Genomic DNA, 17,034 nt, shown 5'->3' with positions numbered 1-17,034 from the left:
CTGCCCGCGCGGGCGCCTGGCAGGATTGACCGACGTGCGGGTTCGTCTCCTCGGCGCCCTCGAGGTCCTGGACGACGACGGGGCTCCGGTCGCCGTCACGGGCGCGCGCGTGCGCGCGTTGCTGGCCGTGCTGGCCCTCCAGCCGGGCCGCCTCGTCCCGGCCGACCGGCTCGTGGACGCGCTGTGGGAGGACGGCCCGCCCGCCAACGCCGCGAACGCCCTGCAGACGCTGGTGAAACGCCTGCGCGCGGCGCTCGGGCGCCCCGCCGCGGTGGTGTGGCGCGACGGGGGGTACGTGCTCGGCGTCGAGCCGGCGCAGGTCGACGCCCACGTGTTCACCGCGCTGACCCTGCCGTACGCGACGGGCACGCTGCCGGGCCGGGTGACGGACGCCGAGGCCCCCGATGCGGAGCTGAACGAGGCGCGCGCGGAGCTGAACGAGACGTCCGTGGAGCTGGACGAGGCGCTGGCGTTGTGGCGCGGGCCCGCCCTGGCCGACCTGCGCGCGGTGCCATACCTGGCGGCCGCGGCGACCCGGCTGGAGGAGCGGCGGCTGGCCGTGGTCGAGGCCCGCGCCGCCGCGTATCTCGCGCTCGGCCGTGAGGTGGACCTGTCGGCCGAGGTGGCCGCCCATCCGCTGCGCGAGCGGCTGTCCGCCCTGGCGATGCGCGCGCTCGCGCGCTCGGGCAGGCAGGCGGCGGCGCTGGCCCTGTACGAGCGGGTCCGCCGGGCGCTCGCGGACGAACTCGGCGTCGATCCGGGCCCGGAGCTGCGGGCCGCCCATCTCGACGTGCTGCGCGGGCAGGTCCCCGAGGCGCCCGCCCGGCGAACGCGCGGTGCCGAGGGCGCCGTCAACGGCGCCGTCAGGATCGCTGGCGGCACGGGCCGGCGCGCGGGCAGGGTGTGGGCGCCGCCGACGACGTTCGTGGGCCGCGAGGAGGAGGTCACGCACCTGTCGGGCCTGCTGCGCGACTCCCGGCTGGTCACGGTCGTCGGGCCGGGCGGGGCGGGCAAGACGCGCCTGGCCGTCGAGACCGCCCTGCGCGCCGCCGGGAACGGCGTCGCCGGACAGGGCATGGGCGGACAGGGCATGGGCGGGGAGGGCGCGGCCGGGGAGGGCGGCTCCGAAGCGGGCGGGTACGGCGAGAACGGGTACGGCGAGGGCGCGTGGCTGGCCGAGCTGGCTCCCGTGACGGACCCCGCGGACGTCGTGCGGTCCGTGCTCGAAGCGCTGGGCGCCGACGCCGAGCCGCGGGTGGGCGGGGACTGGCGGAGCGACCCACCGGACCCGGCCGAACGCCTGGTCGCCTCCCTCGCCGGGCGCGAGCTGCTGCTCATCCTCGACAACTGCGAGCACGTGATCGACGCCGCGGCGGGCCTGGCCGAGCTCGTGCTGCGCCGCTGCCCGCGTGTGCGTGTGCTGGCCACCAGCCGCGAGCCGCTCGGCGTGCCGGGGGAGACGCTCGCCCCGATCCCGCCCCTCGGCCTGCCCCCGGAGGGCGTCACCCCGGGCGAGGCGGGTGAGTACCCCGCCGTACGCCTCCTGGTGGACCGCGCCCGCGCGGTGAGCCCCGGCTTCGCCCTCGACGAGCACACGACCCCGCACGTCGTCACAATCTGCCGCCGCCTCGACGGGATGCCGCTGGCCATCGAACTGGCCGCGGCGCGGATCAGGGCGCTCGGCCCGGAGCGGCTCGCGGCCCGTCTCGACGACCGGTTCCGCCTGCTGACCGGCGGGAGCCGTACGGCCCTGCCGCGGCACCGGACGCTGAGCGCGGTGGTCGAGTGGAGCTGGGACCTGCTCACACCCGAGGAGAGGACGCTGGCGGAACGGCTCGCGGTGTTCGCCGGCGGCGCCACGCTGGACGACGCGGAGCTGGTCTGCGGGGGCGACGGCCTCGACGTGGTGGCGGTGCTGCCGTCCCTGGTCGACAAGTCCCTGCTGGAGACGCCGGGCGACGGCCGGTTCCGGATGCTGGAGACGATCCGCGTGTACGCGCTGCGGCGGCTGACGGACGCGGGTGAGCTCGACCGCTACCGGCGCCGGCACGCGGCGCACTTCCTGCGGCTCGCCGAGGAGGCGGAGCCGCGCCTGCGCGGAGCCGGGCAGCTGGAGTGGATGGCCAGGCTGACCACCGAGCAGGACAACCTGAACGCCGCCCTGCGCTGGGCCGTCGACTCCGGGGAGGCGGAGATCGCGCTGCGCCTGTGCGGCACGCTGAGCTGGTACTGGTGGCTGCGCGGACATCGCGGCCAGGCGGCCGTCTGGGCCGGGCAGGTGCTCGAACTCGTCCCCGAGGGCCCGCCCGCCGGGCTGGCTCGCGCCTACGCCGGGTGCCGGTTCGCGGTCACGGTCACCCGGCTCGGCACGATCTGGATGGAGCCCGGCCGTCTGGAGGAGATCCGCCGGGAGCTCGGCGACCTCGTCGAGGCGGCCCGGCGTGAGGGCCCGGTGCATCCGATGCTGCCGATCCTGCGGGCGGTCGTGACGGCGATGGCCGGACGCAGGGAGGAGGCGGCCGAGATGCTCGACGCGTACGCCGGCTCGGACGATCCCTGGCTGGCCGGCTCGGCGCTGATGATCAGGGGCGGGTCGCTCGGCCTGCCGGGCGACGGCGAACGGGACGTCGAGGAGGCGGTGCGCGGGTTCCGGGCGCTGGGGGAGCGCTGGGGGCTCAGCGAGGCCCTGCTCACGCTGGCCACGCTCCGCGCCCGCCGGGGCGCGCCGACGGCGGACCTGATCGACGAGATCGCCGGGCTGACCGAAGGATGGGTCAGCGCGGACGACACGATCTCCACGCTGACCCGCCTGGCCGAGCTGCGGCTGCGGGCGGGCGACGCCGAGGGCGCGGCGGCGGACGTGGCGGCCGCCCGCTCCCATGTGTCCGCCGGCGTCTCGCCGTACGCGCTCGTGCAGGTGAGCATGGGCGAGGCGAAGGTGGCGCGGAGCAGGGGCGACCTCGACGGCGCGGTGGCGGCGCACGAGGAGGCCCTGGCCGTGCTGGAGGCCCACCCCGCGATCCCGCAGCAACTCGCGTCGGCGTACGCCGAGTACGGCAGGGCGCTGCTGGCCAGGGGCGACCTCGACGGCGCGCTCGCGCGTCATCACGAGGCGCTGCGCGCCCTCGGCGCCACCCCCGACCTGCCGGTCCTCGCGACCGTGCTGGCCGGGCTGGCCATGATCGCCCTGGCCGGGGGCGACGCGAAGCGTTCCGCGGCGCTCTTCGGCGCGGCCGAGGCCGCTCACCCGGGCTGGCGGGCGGACGCCGAGGCCGCCGGGGCGCTGGAGTCGGCGCGCGAGGCGGCGGGGCCGGACTTCCACGCCGCCTACGAGCGCGGCCGTACGTCGCCGCGCGAGGACCTCGGCCTTCCTGCCACCGGAAGCAGCAGGTAGGACGGCGCGCCGATCGTGATCCGCGCCGCGCTGGGATGCCGGGCGTACTTGGGGAAGTTCGACCCGGCGACCTCCACCCGCAGCCGGTGTCCCGCCCGGAAGACGTGGGCCAGGTTGCCGAGGAGGACGCGCACCCTCTCCGGCCGCGCGGCGCAGTCCGCGACCAGGGCGACGCCGTCCACGAGGATCTCCTCCCGGCCGTCCGGACACACGTCCACGAGTTTGCCCGTCACCGTGGAACGCGCCGCGTCGGACTCGGCGGTCACCACCAGTTCGGCCGCCCCCATGACCTGCAGCGGCGCCGGCAACGGTTCGGTCGTGTAGCGGAGCACGTCGGCCCGCCCGGCGAGCGGCCGCTGGTCCACCGGCCCCGGCCCCGGAGGGAGGAACTCCAGCACGTCGCCGCCCATGGTGGGGACGGGATCGCCGGGATCGGACAGGAAGGAGGCGCACAGCGCCGCCTCAGGCCCGAGCGCGCCGCCGTCTCCCAGGTGGTAGCGGACGGCCTCGCCCTCCGGCGGCCAGTCGGCCATCTCCCGCCACGCGCAGGCGCCGGTGACGAACACCCGGACTTTCGCGTCGTCCCTCAACGGCGTGCCGCGCATCCAGTGGCCGAACCAGTCGAGGTGGAGGCCGGTCCAGTCGACGGCCTCCCCGCTCGCGTGCTCGCCGTGGTCGCGCCCCGCGAGTGTCCGCTCGCGGAGGGCGTGCGTCCACGGGCCGACGACGAGGCGGGCCCTGTCACGCAGAGCGTGGTACGTGCGGACGGTGCTGTCGCGGAAGTAGTCGTACCACCCGGTGGACAGCAGCGCCGGCACCTCGATCTTGCCGTAGCGGGCCTCCAGGCCGGCGTCCCGCCAGAGCTCGTGGGACGGGTCGGGATGCGTGAGCCAGTCGGCGTAGAAGGGGACGGCGTCGGCGATCTCCGGCTGGTCCTCGACGGGAAGGCGCCGGAGCATCTCGTCGAGCCGGGCCGGCGGGGCGTCCGGGCGACCGTGTTCCCCCGGCGCGAGCCGTGCGCGGCGTGCCCGTTGCAGGGGCGCGATGACGGTCGCCAGGACCGGGAGGACGACGCCCAGCCTGGGGACGCCGCCGGCGTACACCACGTCGTGCAGCCCGGCGGGGGAGACGGAGGGCGCGATGGCCCGCAGCCCGTCCGGCCGCTCGCTGGCGGCGAGAAGCTGGGCGATCCCGAGGTAGGAGTCGCCGAACATGCCGACCTGCCCGTCGCACCACTGCTGATGCGCGGCCCAGGTCACCGTGTCGTGCCCGTCGGCGGCCTCCCCCGTGAGGAACCGCAGGTCACCCTCCGACTCGCCGGTGCCGCGCACGTCCTGCACCATCACCGCGTAGCCCGCCGCGAGCAGCCGGGCGACGTCGAGCCGCAGGCCCGGGCCGTGGGGCCCCCTGCCGTACGGGGTCCGGGCCAGCAGGACGGGGTGCCCTCCGCGAGGCTCGGGCAGCCAGACGGTCGCGGCGAGCCGTACGCCGTCACGCATGGCTGTCCACACGTCCCGGCAGGGCGGGAGCTCGGCGGCCCATGCGGGCGGGGGGACGTTCACCGGATCCTCCGGGTGTAGGCGCGTACGGCGAGCGGGACGAAGCACGCGGCGACGGCGGCGGACCATGCCAGCGTGACCCAGACGTGCGCCCCCACGGGAGCGCCGGTGAGCAGGGCGCGGACGGCGTCGGCCAGGTGCGAGACCGGGTTGACCGACGACCACCAGCGCAGCACGCCAGGCAGGTTGGCCGGGGGGATGAACGCGCTGCTGCCGAATGTCAGCGGCAGCAGCACGGCGGTCGCCGTGCCCTGCATCGAGGCGACCGACTTGGCCTTCAGCCCGAGCCAGGCCGACACCCAGCTCAGCGCCAGCGTGAACAGCAGCAGGAGGGCCAGGCCGGCCAGCGCGTCCAGGGGCGAAGCCGTGATCCGGAACCCGGCCGCGATCCCGGCGATCAGGGCCACCACGACGGTGACCGCCGTCGTCAGCGCGTCCGCGGTCACCCGCCCGATCAGCGGGGCGGAGCGGGCGATCGGCATGCTCCGGAACCGGTCGAACACGCCGTTGCCGATGTCCTCGGCGAGGTTCATGCCCGTGGTGTTCGTCGACATGATGGCCACCTGCGTGAGCACGCCGGGCACCAGATAGCGCGCGGCGTGCTCGGGGTCGCCGGACATGGCCCCGAACATCAGGACGAAGACCAGGACCATGAAGATCGGCTGAAGCAGGAACTGGACGAGCCTGCCGGGCTCATTCCTCAGCGGCACCAGGCTCCGCCAGGCGAGGGTCATGCCCTGCCCGAGCGCGCCCCGGCGCCCGCTCATGGACGGGAAGCCGGTCATCGCGTGCTCCCCGTGGTCGTGGTGCCCGCTCATGGACGGGATGGCGGTCATCACGTGCTCCCCGTGGTCGTGGTGCCCGTGAGGGCGAGGAACGCCTCGTCGAGCGTGGGCCTGCGCACGGCGTGCTCGGCGAGGGAGACACCGGCCTCCTCCAGCCGCCGGAACACGGCGGGGCTCACCGCCGAGTCCAGCAGCGGCACGCTGAGCAGTCCGTTCTCCCCGCGGTGCGGGGTCAGCCCGGTGACCTCGGCGAGGATCAGTTCCGCCTTCTCCGCGTCGTGCTCCGGCCGTATCTCCAGCCGTCGGTCGCCCGCCCTGGCCTTCAGCTCGCGTGGTGTGCCCCGCGCGGCCACCAGGCCGTGGTCGATGAGCACGATCTCGTCGGCGAGCTGGTCGGCCTCCTCCAGGTACTGCGTCGTGAGCAGCACGGTCGCCCCGCCCGCCACCTGCTCGCGCACGATTCGCCACAGGTCCGCCCTGGCGCGCGGGTCGAGCCCGGTCGTCGGCTCGTCCATGAAGACGATCGACGGACGGCCGACCAGGCTGACGGCCAGGTCGAGCCGCCGCCGCATGCCGCCCGAATATCCCCCTGCCGCCCGGTCGGCGGCGTCCTCCAGCACGAACTCCCCGAGCAACGCCGCCGCCCTGCCCCGCGCCGCGGACCGGCCCATGCCGAGCAGCCGCCCGATCATCACCAGGTTCTGCCGCCCGGTCAGCTTCTCGTCCACCGACGCGTACTGACCGGTCAGCCCGATCAGCTTCCGCACCTCGGCCGGCGCCTTCACCACGTCGTGCCCGCCGACCGCCGCGCGGCCGCCGTCGGGGGAGACGAGCGTGGCGAGGATGCGGACCGCGGTGGTCTTGCCCGCGCCGTTGGGCCCGAGCACGCCGAGCACCGAGCCCGGTGGCGCGGCGAGGTCGATCCCGGCCAGCGCGGCCTTGTCGCCGTATCTCTTCACAAGGCCGTGGGCCTCAATCGCGTACGTCATGCTCCGACGGTCGCCGCCCGCGCTGGCACGAAGCTGGCACCGCCCTGGCACCGTGCTGGCAGGGCCGCCGGCAGGGCACCGGCCGCCTCGCCGAACGCCGGCGGGGGGTGAAACTTGCAAAGAAGTGGGGCATGATGGATAACCGCAGGTGGCGCCGCTGGAACGTGCCCGCCTGCGGCATGAGCCGCGCATAATCCGGGCTTAAGACTGCGCTCCTTGTCCGCCCTGCGCCGCCGCGACTACGCTCCCGCGGCATTCCTCTTCCTTCCTCCGCGTCCCGTCGCGGAGGCTCGTCCTTGTTCGGAGCCCACCATGGGAGCGATCACGCGTGGCGCCTTCGCCGTCGTGGTCCTGAGCGCCGTGCTGTGCTCGATGTTCGTCGCCTGGTACGGCCCGGCCCGCGCCACCGATACCGGCACGACGGCCGTCAGCCAGACGCGGTCGCGCATCGTGGTGCCGAGGGCCGCCGTCGCACCGGCGCGGGCCGCGGTCGCTCCCGCACAGGCAGCCGCTCCCACACCGGCCGTCGCACCGGCGCGGGCCGCGTCCGTTCCCGCTCCCGTGCCCGAGGTGACGGTCACCGTGACCGTCACGCCGTCGCCGTCCCCCTCGCCGGGCCGCATCAGGGTCGGGTACGTCCCGCAGCGCGGCGCGTACGGCGCCACGTCCACCGTGCGCGACCTCGACACCAGCGGGCTGGCGGGCAGGCTGACCCACGTCCTCTACGCCTTCGCGAACATCGACCCCGGCTCGCTGACCTGTCTCACCGGGGTCACCCGGCCGCTCGCGCCCGACCCGAACGATCCCGACCAGGGCGACGGCGCGGGTGACGCCTGGGCCGACTACCAGCGCGGCTTCACGGCCGCCGAGTCGCTGGACGGCGTGGCCGACCCTCCGGACGCCCCGCTCGCCGGCAACTTCAACCAGCTGAAGAAGCTGAAGGCCCGCCACCCCGGTCTGAAGGCGCTGATCTCGATCGGCGGCTGGACCTACTCCAAGTACTTCTCCGACGTCGCGCGGACCGCCGCCACCCGGCAGAGGTTCGTCAAGTCGTGTCTCGACTCCTACATCAGAGGCGACCTGCCGGGCGCCGGCGGCAGGGGCGGGCCGGGCAGCGCGGCGGGGGTCTTCGACGGCATCGACATCGACTGGGAGTGGCCCGGCGGCGAGGGGCACCTGGGCAATCACACCGGCGTCGACGACGGGCGGAACCTGACGGCACTGCTGGCCGAGTTCCGCGCGCAACTCGACGCCCTCGGCGCGGCCACCGGCCACCACTATCTGCTCACGGTCTACATCCCCGCCGACGCCGATCGCATCGAGGCCGGGTTCGACCTGGAGAAGCTCGTCGGCCTCGTCGACTTCGTCAACGTGCAGAGCGACGGCCGGCACGCCGTCCGCGAGGGCGCGTTCCTGCGCTGACCTCTGCTTCGCCGCCCTGGGCCGTGTGGTGAGAACGGCGGACACACCGTGCCCGACTTAACGGACGAGCAGTCGACCCTTAACGCGCGCATAACACGTCCCCGCGCCCCGACCAGCGCTGACAGGGTTCGTTAGGAACGCTGTCGAATTGGGTCTTGTGAACCAGCGACCGCGAAGCTACGATCCGTACAACTCTTAGGAAACTTTCCTAAAAGAAGAACGACCGGGAGCCGAAAATGGCCCTTCCTCACCCCTAGCGTCTTCCTCTCGCGTCCCGTCACCAGACGCCCTTGAGTGCCGTACGGCCGGTGCCGTTCCGATCGGCCGCCTCCGTCAGGCGCCGGCCGTACGGATTTCCATGACCTCCCCGTTCACCCCACACAGAGGTTGTGTCTATGCAGATCAGGTACGTCTGGCGCGCGCTCGCCGCGATGGCCGCGCTCGCGCTCGCTCTCGTCGCGCTGCCCGCCGAGGCCGCCACGGCCAAGGCCGTCTTCTCCGCCGACTCCGACTGGGGCTCCGGCTACCAGGGCCGTTACACCATCACCAACACCGGGACCGCCACGATCTCCGGCTGGACGGTCGAGTTCGACCTCCCCGCCGGCTCGTCGGCCGGGTCCTACTGGGACGCGCTGATGACGCGTTCCGGCGACCACTACACGTTCAAGAACCGTGAGTACAACGGCGGCCTGGCTGCCGGCGCCTCCACGACCTTCGGCTGGGTGGCCAGCGGGCCCGGCAAGCCGGCGAACTGCCGCCTGAACGGCGGCCCGTGCGACGGCGCCACGACCTCGCCGTCCCCCTCGCCGAGCGCGTCCCCCAGCGCGTCCCCCAGTCCGTCGCCGAGCACCAGTCCGCCGCCGCCCGCGCCCGGGGCCCTGCGCACCGCGCCGTACGTGGACATGGGCGCCTGGCCGACTCCGAGCCTGACCGCGATGACCTCGGCCTCCGGCCTGAAGAGCTTCACCCTCGCGTTCGTCACCGCGTCGGGCTGCAAGGCCATGTGGTTCAACGCGTACGACCCACGGCAGAAGTGGGCGAAGGACCAGATCGACGCGATCCGGGCCGGCGGCGGGGACGTCAAGGTGTCCTTCGGCGGCGCGAGCGGCATCGAACTCGCCCAGGCCTGCACGGACGTGAACGCACTGGTCACCGAGTACGACGCGGTCGTCAGCGCCTACGACCTGAAATACATCGACCTCGACATCGAGGGGTCGGCGGCGGCCGAGCCCGCGTCCATCGCCCGCCGGTCGCAGGCGCTCGCCCGGCTGCAGCAGGCCCACCCCGACCTGAAGATCTCCATCACGCTGCCCGTGCTGCCGAACGGCCTGACCGCCGACGGCCTCAACGTGGTGCGGTCCGCCCGCGACGCCGGGGTCAGCCTCGACGCCGTCAACGTCATGGCCATGGACTACTACCAGTCCGTCGACTACGGCGACGCGGCTGTCCAGGCGGCGAACAGCACCTTCACGCAGCTCAAGAGCCTGTATCCCAGCCTGTCCGACGCCCAGGTGTGGCGGATGGTCGGGGTCACGCCGATGCTCGGCCAGAACGACGACGGCCGGATCTACAACCAGGACGACGCCCGCCAGCTCGTCGCCTTCGCCAAGGACAAGCACCTCGGCCTGCTGGCCTTCTGGGAGATGACCCGCGACCGCAACGCCTGCACCGGCGCGCTCTACTCCTGCACCAACATCCCCCAGTCGCCCTACGAGTTCTCCAAGATCTTCGCTTCGTACACGGGATGAGGCACATGAAGAAGCTCATCGGCCTGGGCGCGGCCGCGTCCCTCGCCTTCGCCGGCCTGCTCACGGCGACGTTCACCGGCCCGGCCAGTGCCGCCAACATCGCGGCCAATCCTGGGTTCGAGTCGGGCCTGTCGGGGTGGACGTGCGCGCCCACGGCGCAGGTGGTGTCGAGTCCGGTGCACGGCGGGTCGAAGGCGCTGTCGGCGACGCCGGCGGGCAGTGACTATGCCCGGTGTGAGCAGACGATCAGCGTCAAGCCGTCCACGGCGTACGCGCTGTCGGCGTGGGTGCAGGGCAACTACGTGTTCCTGGGGGCGACCGGCACGGGCGTGAACGCCCAGACGTGGGGGTCGCCGGGGTCGTCGTGGTCGCAGTTGTCGACCTCCTTCACCACGGGGTCGTCCACGACGAGTGTGACGATCTACGTCAACGGCTGGTACGGCCAGGGCGCCTACTACGCCGACGACGTCGTCCTCGACGGCCCCGGCACCTCGCCGTCCCCGTCTCCGTCCCCCTCTCCCTCGGCCAGCCCGTCACCATCCCCGAGCCCGTCGCCGTCCCCGTCACCGTCGACCTCGCCGAGCCCGCCGCCACCGGGCGGAAAGCGGCTGATGGTCGGCTACCTGCACGCGTCGTTCGCCAACGGCTCCGGCTACGTCCGGATGGCCGACGTCCCCGACGCGTGGGACATCATCGACCTGGCGTTCGGCGAACCGACCTCGCCCACCTCCGGCGACATCCGGTTCACCCGATGCCCGGTCGCGGAGTGCCCCAGCGTCGAGAGCGACGCCGACTTCGTCGCGGCCATCCGCGCCAAGCAGGCGGCCGGCAAGAAGGTGCTGATCTCGATCGGCGGCCAGAACGGAATCGTCCAGCTCACCACCACCGCCGCCCGGGACATGTTCGTCCAGTCCGTCGCCGCGATCATCGACAGATACGGCCTCGACGGCCTCGACATCGACTTCGAGGGTCACTCGCTGTCCCTGAACTCCGGCGACACCGACTTCCGCAACCCGACGACCCCGGTGGTCGTGAACCTCATCTCCGCGATCAAGACGCTCAAGGCCAGGTATGGCGCGAAGTTCACGCTCACCATGGCCCCCGAGACGTTCTTCGTCCAGCTCGGCTACCAGTTCTACGGCCCGGGCAAGAACGGCACGGCCGACGCCCGCTCCGGGGCGTACCTGCCCGTGATCCACGCGCTGCGTGACGACCTCACGCTGCTGCACGTCCAGGACTACAACTCCGGGCCGATCATGGGCCTCGACAACCAGTACCACACGATGGGCGTGGCCGACTTCCACGTCGCCATGACCGACATGCTGCTCACCGGCTTCCCCGTGGCCGGTGGCGCGACCTTCCCGCCGCTGCGTCCCGACCAGGTCGCGATCGGCCTGCCGGCCGCGCCGTACGCCGGCAACGGCTACACCACGACGGCCGAGGTGCAGAGCGCCTTCGGCTGCCTGGCGAAGGGGACGGGCTGCGGTTCCTACCGGCCGCACGGCGTCTTCTCCGGCCTGCGCGGCCTCATGGCCTGGTCCGTCAACTGGGACAAATACGCAGGCTCCGAATTCTCCCGCTCCCACAGGGCGTATCTCGACGCCCTGAAGTAATCCCTCCACCCACCCCCCACCCTTGCGAGGAAGAATGCAGCTTCGCTTAGGAACGGGCCGGCGCGCCAAGGCGGCCCTCGCCCTGCTCGCCTCCCTCCTCCTGGCCGTCGCCGGACTGGTCGCGGGAACGACCGCGTCCGCCTCGGCGGCCCCGAACAGCCTGGTCATGCTGGCCTATCCGGCATGGGCCCCGAACACCTGGTACGCCATCGGCGCCCGGGTGACCTACAACGGCGTCGACTACGAGTGCATCCAGGCGCACACATCCCTGACCGGCTGGGAGCCGCCGAACGTCCCCGCTCTCTGGAAGAAGGTCAGCGGCGGAGGGAACCCGAGCCCGTCGCCGAGCCCGACGCCGCCCGCTGGCGCGCCGGGCAAGCCGGGCAACCCGACCGTCACCGGCACCACGAACTCGTCGATCTCGCTGTCCTGGTCGGCGTCGAGCGGCACGGTGACCGGCTACCGCGTCTACGAGGACACCTCGGTCAAGGCGACCGGCAGCGGCACCAGCGCCACGGTCTCCGGCCTCGGCACCTGCACCACCCACACGTACACCGTCAAGGCGTACAACTCGAACGGCGAGTCCGCGGCGAGCGGGTCGGTGACCGGCACCACCACGGGCTGCACCAGCGGCGGCGGCAAGCTCCCCGGCGCGCCGTACCTCTACATGGGCTGGGGCAACCCGCCCAGCGCCACCTCGGTCATGAGCGCCACCGGGGTCAAGGCGTTCACGATGGCCTTCATGCTCTCCGGCGGCGGCTGCACCCCGGCGTGGGACAGCTCCCGCCCGCTGTCCGGCAGCGCCGACGCCACCGCGATCTCGCAGATCAAGGCGGCCGGCGGCAACGTCCAGATCTCCTTCGGCGGCTGGCAGGGCAACAAGCTGGGCCCGAACTGCTCCAGCTCGTCCGCCTTCGCCTCGGCCGTGCAGCAGGTCATCAACGCCTACAACCCGGCGGCCGTTGACTTCGACATCGAGAACACCGACGAGTTCGAGAACGAGGCCGTCCAGGACCGCATCCTCGGCGGGCTGAAGATCGTCAAGCAGAACAACCCGAACGTCAAGGTCGTCGTCACCTTCGGCACCAGCACGACCGGCCCGACCTACTACGGCACCCGGCTGATCAACCAGTCGAAGGCGCTGGGCGTGAACATCGACAACTACACGATCATGCCGTTCGACTTCGGCGGCGGCGCCAACATGTACCAGAACACCGTCAACGCGGCCGAGGGGCTGAAGAACGCCCTCAAGTCGGCCTGGGGCTGGACCGACGCCCAGGCGTACGCCCACATGGGCATCTCGGGCATGAACGGCCTGTCCGACCAGCAGGAGCTGACCTCCGTGGCCACCTGGACCCAGATCCGCGACTGGGCCAACTCGCACGGCCTGGGCCGGCTCGCCTACTGGGCGGTCAACCGCGACCGCGGCTGCGCGGGCGGCGGCGTGGTGTCGAATTGCAGCGGCATCGCGCAGAACGACTGGGACTTCACCAGGATCACCGCGGGCTTCTGACCCGCGACGTACCGACGGTCAGAGGGATCCGGGCACGGCCCGCCGGACCGGATCCCTCGCCGCCACACGCGTTGTGAGCGCGCGCCGATGAGAGTCGGACGCCCATGAGCAGGCGACCGGTCCGGCGGGGACGACCCCCCTACCCGCCGCGCCGGTCGCCCCCATGCGTGGGGGCGAGCAGGCCGATCAGCATCCCGACGATCACGGCCACGGCAAGGGTGATCCACAGGCGAATTTTCATCGAAGTCTCCTGGATGTAACGCTCCGTGGTCACAATACCCCTAATAGTGACGGATCGCGATGGCCGGGTCACCGAATCCGGGATCGAGTCGCCTGTTTTGCCATTCGTCGGGCAGGCTTGGCATCGTCATGGAATACGCGATCCCCACCAGCATCGTCCTCGTCGCCGGCGTCGTGCTCGCGCTCGTCGCCCAGTGGAAGGGCTGGCGGCCGTCCCTGGCCGTCACGCTCACGCTCGGCATCGCCGTACGCGTGCTGATCATGGTCCTGTCGGCCAGGGACACCCAGTGGCAGCCGGTCGACTACGTCAACAGCTTCCAGCCCGCCGGCGTGGCGATCCTCGACCACCGCGATCCGGTGCTCGAGAGCAACGGCGGATGGCACTTCCTCCCGACGATCCCCTACATGTACGGCCTGCTGCTGTGGCTGGGCATCCCGTGGGAGTACGCCGGCCGCATCGTCACCGTCGTCGCCGACGTCGTGCTGATCCCGCTGGTCGGCAAGCTGGCCGGGGGGCGGACCGAGAGGCTGCGCGCCTTCCAGTACGCCTGCAACCCCCTCGCGATCCTCGTCGCCTCCGTGCACGGCCAGGTCGAGCCGGTGTCCCTGGTCTTCGGAGCCGCGGCGTACGTCGTGGCACGCGGCCCGGGCGACTGGCGGCGGCCCACGCCGCTGCCGTGGGCCCGCCTGCGGCTCGCGAACCGTGACCTCCCGCTGCCCTGGATCCCGCCGGGCGAGATCGTGCGGCGCATCGTCCACCCGTCGCAGGAGGACCGCGCGGCGACGGGCCGGGCCGTGTGGGCGGGGCTGCTCATGGGGCTCGCGCTCTGCGCGAAGAGCTGGCCGGTGATCCTCGTGCCGGCCCTGCTGATGTTCCTGCCCGGGCTGCGCAGCCGCCTGGTCTCGCTGGTCGCGACCGGCATCTCGCCGGTGTTCTTCCTGCTGACGCTCCCCATCGGCGGCTGGACGGAGTGGCGGCAGCTTCCCGAGGTGCTCAACACCATCGGGCTGCGGCCCAGCGACGTCCGTCCGATCACGGGGGACTGGGGCTGGACCACCCTGGTCAGCGGCGGCAACTGGAACCTCGACCCGCTCCCGGCCAGGATCGGCCAGTACCTCATCTACGCCGCGATCGTCGCCTGCCTCGTCTGGTGGCGCAAGGCCGACCCGGTCGACGTGACGATCGCGATCCTGCTGTCCTTCATGATCTTCACGCCGCGCCTCGGCGCGCAGTACCTGCTGTGGTTCATGCCGTTCCTGGTCGCCCGGCCCACCCGCTGGGCCTGGCCGGCGATCCTCGGCAGCGCGTTGTGGGCCGCGATCGGATACATCGTGCTCACCCAGTTCCCCGGGCCCAAGTGGGGCGAGCTGCACGCGCCCTGGGCGATCAGCTCGCTGCTGCTCTTCCCCATGCTGATCGCGGCCATCCCATGGCGGCGCAGGTACGCGGAGACCACACCGGTGCCGGTGCCGGGGGAGAAGAAGACCGTTCCCGCCACCTGATCCGCGCGGCCCTTCCCCGCGGGGAGGGGCCGCTCAGGTCACGATGAGGCGGACCATGTGGCCGTGGCTGCCGAAGCTGGGCGAGTCCCCGTCGAGCACCCCGGTCACGCACTCGAACACGCCGGGCGCGGCCTGCCGTACGAAGAAGACGGTCTCGGCGATCGCCGACAGCAGCCGGATCACGTCGCGGTGCACGCGGACGCCCTCCCTGTCGCCGGCCAGAGAGACCGTCACCTCGTACACGCCGTCGTCGAGCAGGCGCTCATCGGTCAGCAGCCACTCCGACCCGCACGCCCGGCGCAGGTGGGGGAGCAGGTGCGCCTCGGGTTCCTCCGTCACCCAACCGCCTCGTGCCATCGCGTCGAGCAGGGCGGACACCTGAGGCTCCATCGCCGAGGCGTCCGCGATCCCGGTGAGGCGCTCGTCGTTGTCCCATCGCCGCATGATCAGACCCTAAGCCGGAGCACGGCGGCGCAGCCCGCAGACGCTCCGTGTCGTTCGTCCGACGACCCTGGGCATGCCTCCGTCCGAACGCGTCGAGGACGAGGTGCCGATCTCCTATGGCCGGACGGCCTCACCGGGGTTCGGGCTGTTCCGGCTGCGGGTCGGGGTGGGAAGCCGGAGAGCGTTCAGGTAACCGCCCGGAGATGAGCGCGGCGGCCCAGGCGCCGTCCGGATCGCTGTCGACGAGCAGGGCACGGACGAGCAGGCTGAGCGGGATCGCCAGCAACGCGCCGAGCGGACCGAGCACCCACGCCCAGACGATCAGCGAGAGGAACGTGGCCGTGGTGGACAACCCCACGGCGTCACCCAGGAACTTCGGCTGGATGAACGACTGGATCACCACGTTGATCGCGATGTACGCCACGATCACCAGCAGCATCGTCTTGGGCCCGCCCTCCAGCAGCCCGAGCAGCGCCGGCGGGATGAGGCCCAGGATGAACCCGATGTTCGGGATGTAGTTCGTGATGAGGGCGAGCACCCCCCACAGCAGCGGGAGCGGCACGTCCAGCACATACAACGCGATGACGTCCAGGACCGAGCAGATAAGGCCGAAGACGGTCGAGACGATCAGGTAGCGGCGGGTCCTGTAGGTGAAGGTCTTGAGCGCGCGGGCGAGGGCGGGCCGTTCGGCCGAGGCGGCGTCCACGATCCGGGCGAACACGGGGGCGTCGAGGCTCATGGCCAGCAGCAGTACGACGATCAGGAACAGGCTCGACAGCACTCCCAGAAGGCTGCTCAACACGCTCTGGGCGAGGCCGATCATCTTGCCGAAATCGAGCGACGACAGCGCCTTGTTGAGCTGTTCGCTCCCGTAGCCGAGGCCGGCCGCCCAGTGCTGGAGGTCGGCCACCATCGCGTTGAACTGGTCCGCGTACGTGGGAGCCAGGATGGCGAGCTGCGCGGCGGCGAGGCTGAGCACCGCGACCATGCCGAGCAGGACCAGCAGCACCACGGCGAGGGGCACGGCCACCTGCAGCCACACCGGAGCGTTGTGGCGGGCCAGCCAGCTGCGTACCGGGGAGACGGCGATGACGAGGGTCAGCGCCAGGACGACCGGGCCGACGATCGAGCCCACCGCCTGGACACCGGCGAGGGTGATCACCGCAGCCGCGGCGCAAACCAGCACGATCAGGGCGCGAGGGAACCCCTGTCGAGTCACGTCCCGTTCCTACCCCTTCTCCTTGTTAAAAGGCTGTGCAAGGTGGATCAGTCGTAGCACGCTCCGGCCCCTACCCTTGTCCGCGCGGGCGAGTCGTGACGGGAATGAATCCGGGCTCCACGCCGTTCGATCCGTGCGGAACTTCCATCCGATGGATGACCTGCGGGAATAGGTCTCCGGGCAAGTGCGTTGGAGCTTACCCGGGCCAAACCGTCGGAACGGCCTGGTAATCTTGTGGTGTCGGCGCGGTTCGGCGCACTCCTCTTCGATCACTTCGGTGGTTGTCTTGCGTGTGCGCGGGCTGGTTGCCGGCGGCTCCTCGTGCTTTTCGATCTTCTGGATCCGGTGGTTTTGCGCCGGGCTGGGGGTTCGGGTAAGTTAGAGGGGTTGCCCCGGAAACGGGGGGTCGAAATTCCTGTCGGTCGGTGGGTTTCGGGTCAAATTAAGTCCCGGTGGGGCGGATTTGACACGGAAGAGCCGGTCGGGAAGAATTAAGACCAGCAAGACAAAAGAAAAACAAACGGTGAAACGCCCCGGAGCGTGAGACCTTCTTCAAAGGGTTTCGGGTGATGGTGGTCGCGTCCGTTTCTTGAGAACTCAACAGT

11 protein-coding genes are annotated in these 17,034 nt (G+C 71.9%); 6 read left to right on the top strand and 5 right to left on the bottom strand.

What is annotated here, in order from left to right:
* The first annotated feature begins 34 nt into the window (after positions 1–34).
* The gene (locus ACQEVJ_RS34070) at positions 35–3,394 is read left to right on the top strand and encodes an AfsR/SARP family transcriptional regulator (protein WP_433108287.1); all 3,360 of its coding nucleotides are present in this window, start codon (positions 35–37) and stop codon (positions 3,392–3,394) included.
* Here ACQEVJ_RS34070 and ACQEVJ_RS34065 read toward each other — a convergent pair.
* Genes ACQEVJ_RS34065 through ACQEVJ_RS34055 form a run of 3 tightly spaced genes read right to left on the bottom strand, consistent with a single transcriptional unit; the run spans position 3,328 to position 6,727 of the window.
* Positions 3,328–4,956, bottom strand: a complete 1,629-nt coding sequence (locus tag ACQEVJ_RS34065; RefSeq protein ID WP_433108285.1) for a CocE/NonD family hydrolase — start codon at positions 4,954–4,956, stop codon at positions 3,328–3,330. The genes ACQEVJ_RS34070 and ACQEVJ_RS34065 overlap by 67 nt on opposite strands.
* Positions 4,953–5,789 carry an ABC transporter permease gene (locus ACQEVJ_RS34060; protein WP_433108283.1) on the bottom strand — a complete coding sequence of 279 codons (837 nt, stop codon included), beginning with the start codon at positions 5,787–5,789 and terminating at the stop codon, positions 4,953–4,955. Before ACQEVJ_RS34060 ends, ACQEVJ_RS34065 begins: the two co-directional genes overlap by 4 nt.
* Complete coding sequence (locus ACQEVJ_RS34055; protein WP_433108281.1) at positions 5,789–6,727, bottom strand: ATP-binding cassette domain-containing protein; 939 nt, start codon at positions 6,725–6,727, stop codon at positions 5,789–5,791. The genes ACQEVJ_RS34060 and ACQEVJ_RS34055 overlap by 1 nt, the downstream gene beginning before the upstream one ends.
* Before the next feature lie 312 nt (positions 6,728–7,039).
* Between ACQEVJ_RS34055 and ACQEVJ_RS34050 the strand changes: the two genes are divergently transcribed.
* From ACQEVJ_RS34050 to ACQEVJ_RS34030, 5 genes are all read left to right on the top strand, one after another.
* Positions 7,040–8,149, top strand: coding sequence for a glycoside hydrolase family 18 protein (locus ACQEVJ_RS34050; protein WP_433108279.1), 1,110 nt, complete (start codon positions 7,040–7,042; stop codon positions 8,147–8,149).
* Positions 8,150–8,544: 395 nt separating this feature from the next.
* The gene (locus tag ACQEVJ_RS34045) at positions 8,545–9,897 is read left to right on the top strand and encodes a cellulose binding domain-containing protein (RefSeq protein WP_433108277.1); all 1,353 of its coding nucleotides are present in this window, start codon (positions 8,545–8,547) and stop codon (positions 9,895–9,897) included.
* A 5-nt stretch (positions 9,898–9,902) separates the two neighbouring features.
* Positions 9,903–11,510 carry a chitinase gene (locus tag ACQEVJ_RS34040; protein WP_433108275.1) on the top strand — a complete coding sequence of 536 codons (1,608 nt, stop codon included), beginning with the start codon at positions 9,903–9,905 and terminating at the stop codon, positions 11,508–11,510.
* Positions 11,511–11,544: 34 nt separating this feature from the next.
* Complete coding sequence (locus ACQEVJ_RS34035) at positions 11,545–13,023, top strand: carbohydrate-binding protein (RefSeq protein WP_433108273.1); 1,479 nt, start codon at positions 11,545–11,547, stop codon at positions 13,021–13,023.
* A 369-nt stretch (positions 13,024–13,392) separates the two neighbouring features.
* Entirely contained in the window at positions 13,393–14,766 is a 1,374-nt protein-coding gene (locus ACQEVJ_RS34030; protein WP_433108271.1) for a hypothetical protein, read from the top strand.
* A 33-nt stretch (positions 14,767–14,799) separates the two neighbouring features.
* On the opposite strand, the gene ACQEVJ_RS34025 is transcribed toward ACQEVJ_RS34030, so the two are convergent.
* Both ACQEVJ_RS34025 and ACQEVJ_RS34020 read right to left on the bottom strand, forming a co-directional pair.
* Positions 14,800–15,210 (bottom strand): hypothetical protein, encoded by a 411-nt coding sequence (locus ACQEVJ_RS34025; protein ID WP_433108269.1) that lies wholly within the window; start codon positions 15,208–15,210, stop codon positions 14,800–14,802.
* Positions 15,211–15,340: 130 nt separating this feature from the next.
* Positions 15,341–16,429, bottom strand: a complete 1,089-nt coding sequence (locus ACQEVJ_RS34020; protein WP_433108267.1) for an AI-2E family transporter — start codon at positions 16,427–16,429, stop codon at positions 15,341–15,343.
* Positions 16,430–17,034 lie beyond the last annotated feature (605 nt).

It is taken from the genome of Microbispora sp. CA-102843 (genome assembly GCF_050936215.1).
In the GTDB taxonomy this organism is placed as follows: Bacteria; Actinomycetota; Actinomycetes; order Streptosporangiales; family Streptosporangiaceae; genus Microbispora.
The sequence above is the reverse complement of the archived record's forward strand: the minus strand, read 5'-3'. Positions and strand labels throughout refer to the sequence as shown.

Bases quoted from the DNA above. Each gene is read 5' to 3' on its own strand.
- ACQEVJ_RS34045 (WP_433108277.1), top strand. From the start codon at position 8,545: ATGCAGATCAGGTACGTCTGGCGCGCGCTCGCCGCGATGGCCGCGCTC.
- ACQEVJ_RS34025 (WP_433108269.1), bottom strand. From the start codon at position 15,210: ATGCGGCGATGGGACAACGACGAGCGCCTCACCGGGATCGCGGACGCC.
- ACQEVJ_RS34035 (WP_433108273.1), top strand. From the start codon at position 11,545: ATGCAGCTTCGCTTAGGAACGGGCCGGCGCGCCAAGGCGGCCCTCGCC.
- ACQEVJ_RS34030 (WP_433108271.1), top strand. From the start codon at position 13,393: ATGGAATACGCGATCCCCACCAGCATCGTCCTCGTCGCCGGCGTCGTG.
- ACQEVJ_RS34055 (WP_433108281.1), bottom strand. From the start codon at position 6,727: ATGACGTACGCGATTGAGGCCCACGGCCTTGTGAAGAGATACGGCGAC.
- ACQEVJ_RS34050 (WP_433108279.1), top strand. From the start codon at position 7,040: ATGGGAGCGATCACGCGTGGCGCCTTCGCCGTCGTGGTCCTGAGCGCC.
- ACQEVJ_RS34040 (WP_433108275.1), top strand. From the start codon at position 9,903: ATGAAGAAGCTCATCGGCCTGGGCGCGGCCGCGTCCCTCGCCTTCGCC.
- ACQEVJ_RS34060 (WP_433108283.1), bottom strand. From the start codon at position 5,789: ATGACCGCCATCCCGTCCATGAGCGGGCACCACGACCACGGGGAGCAC.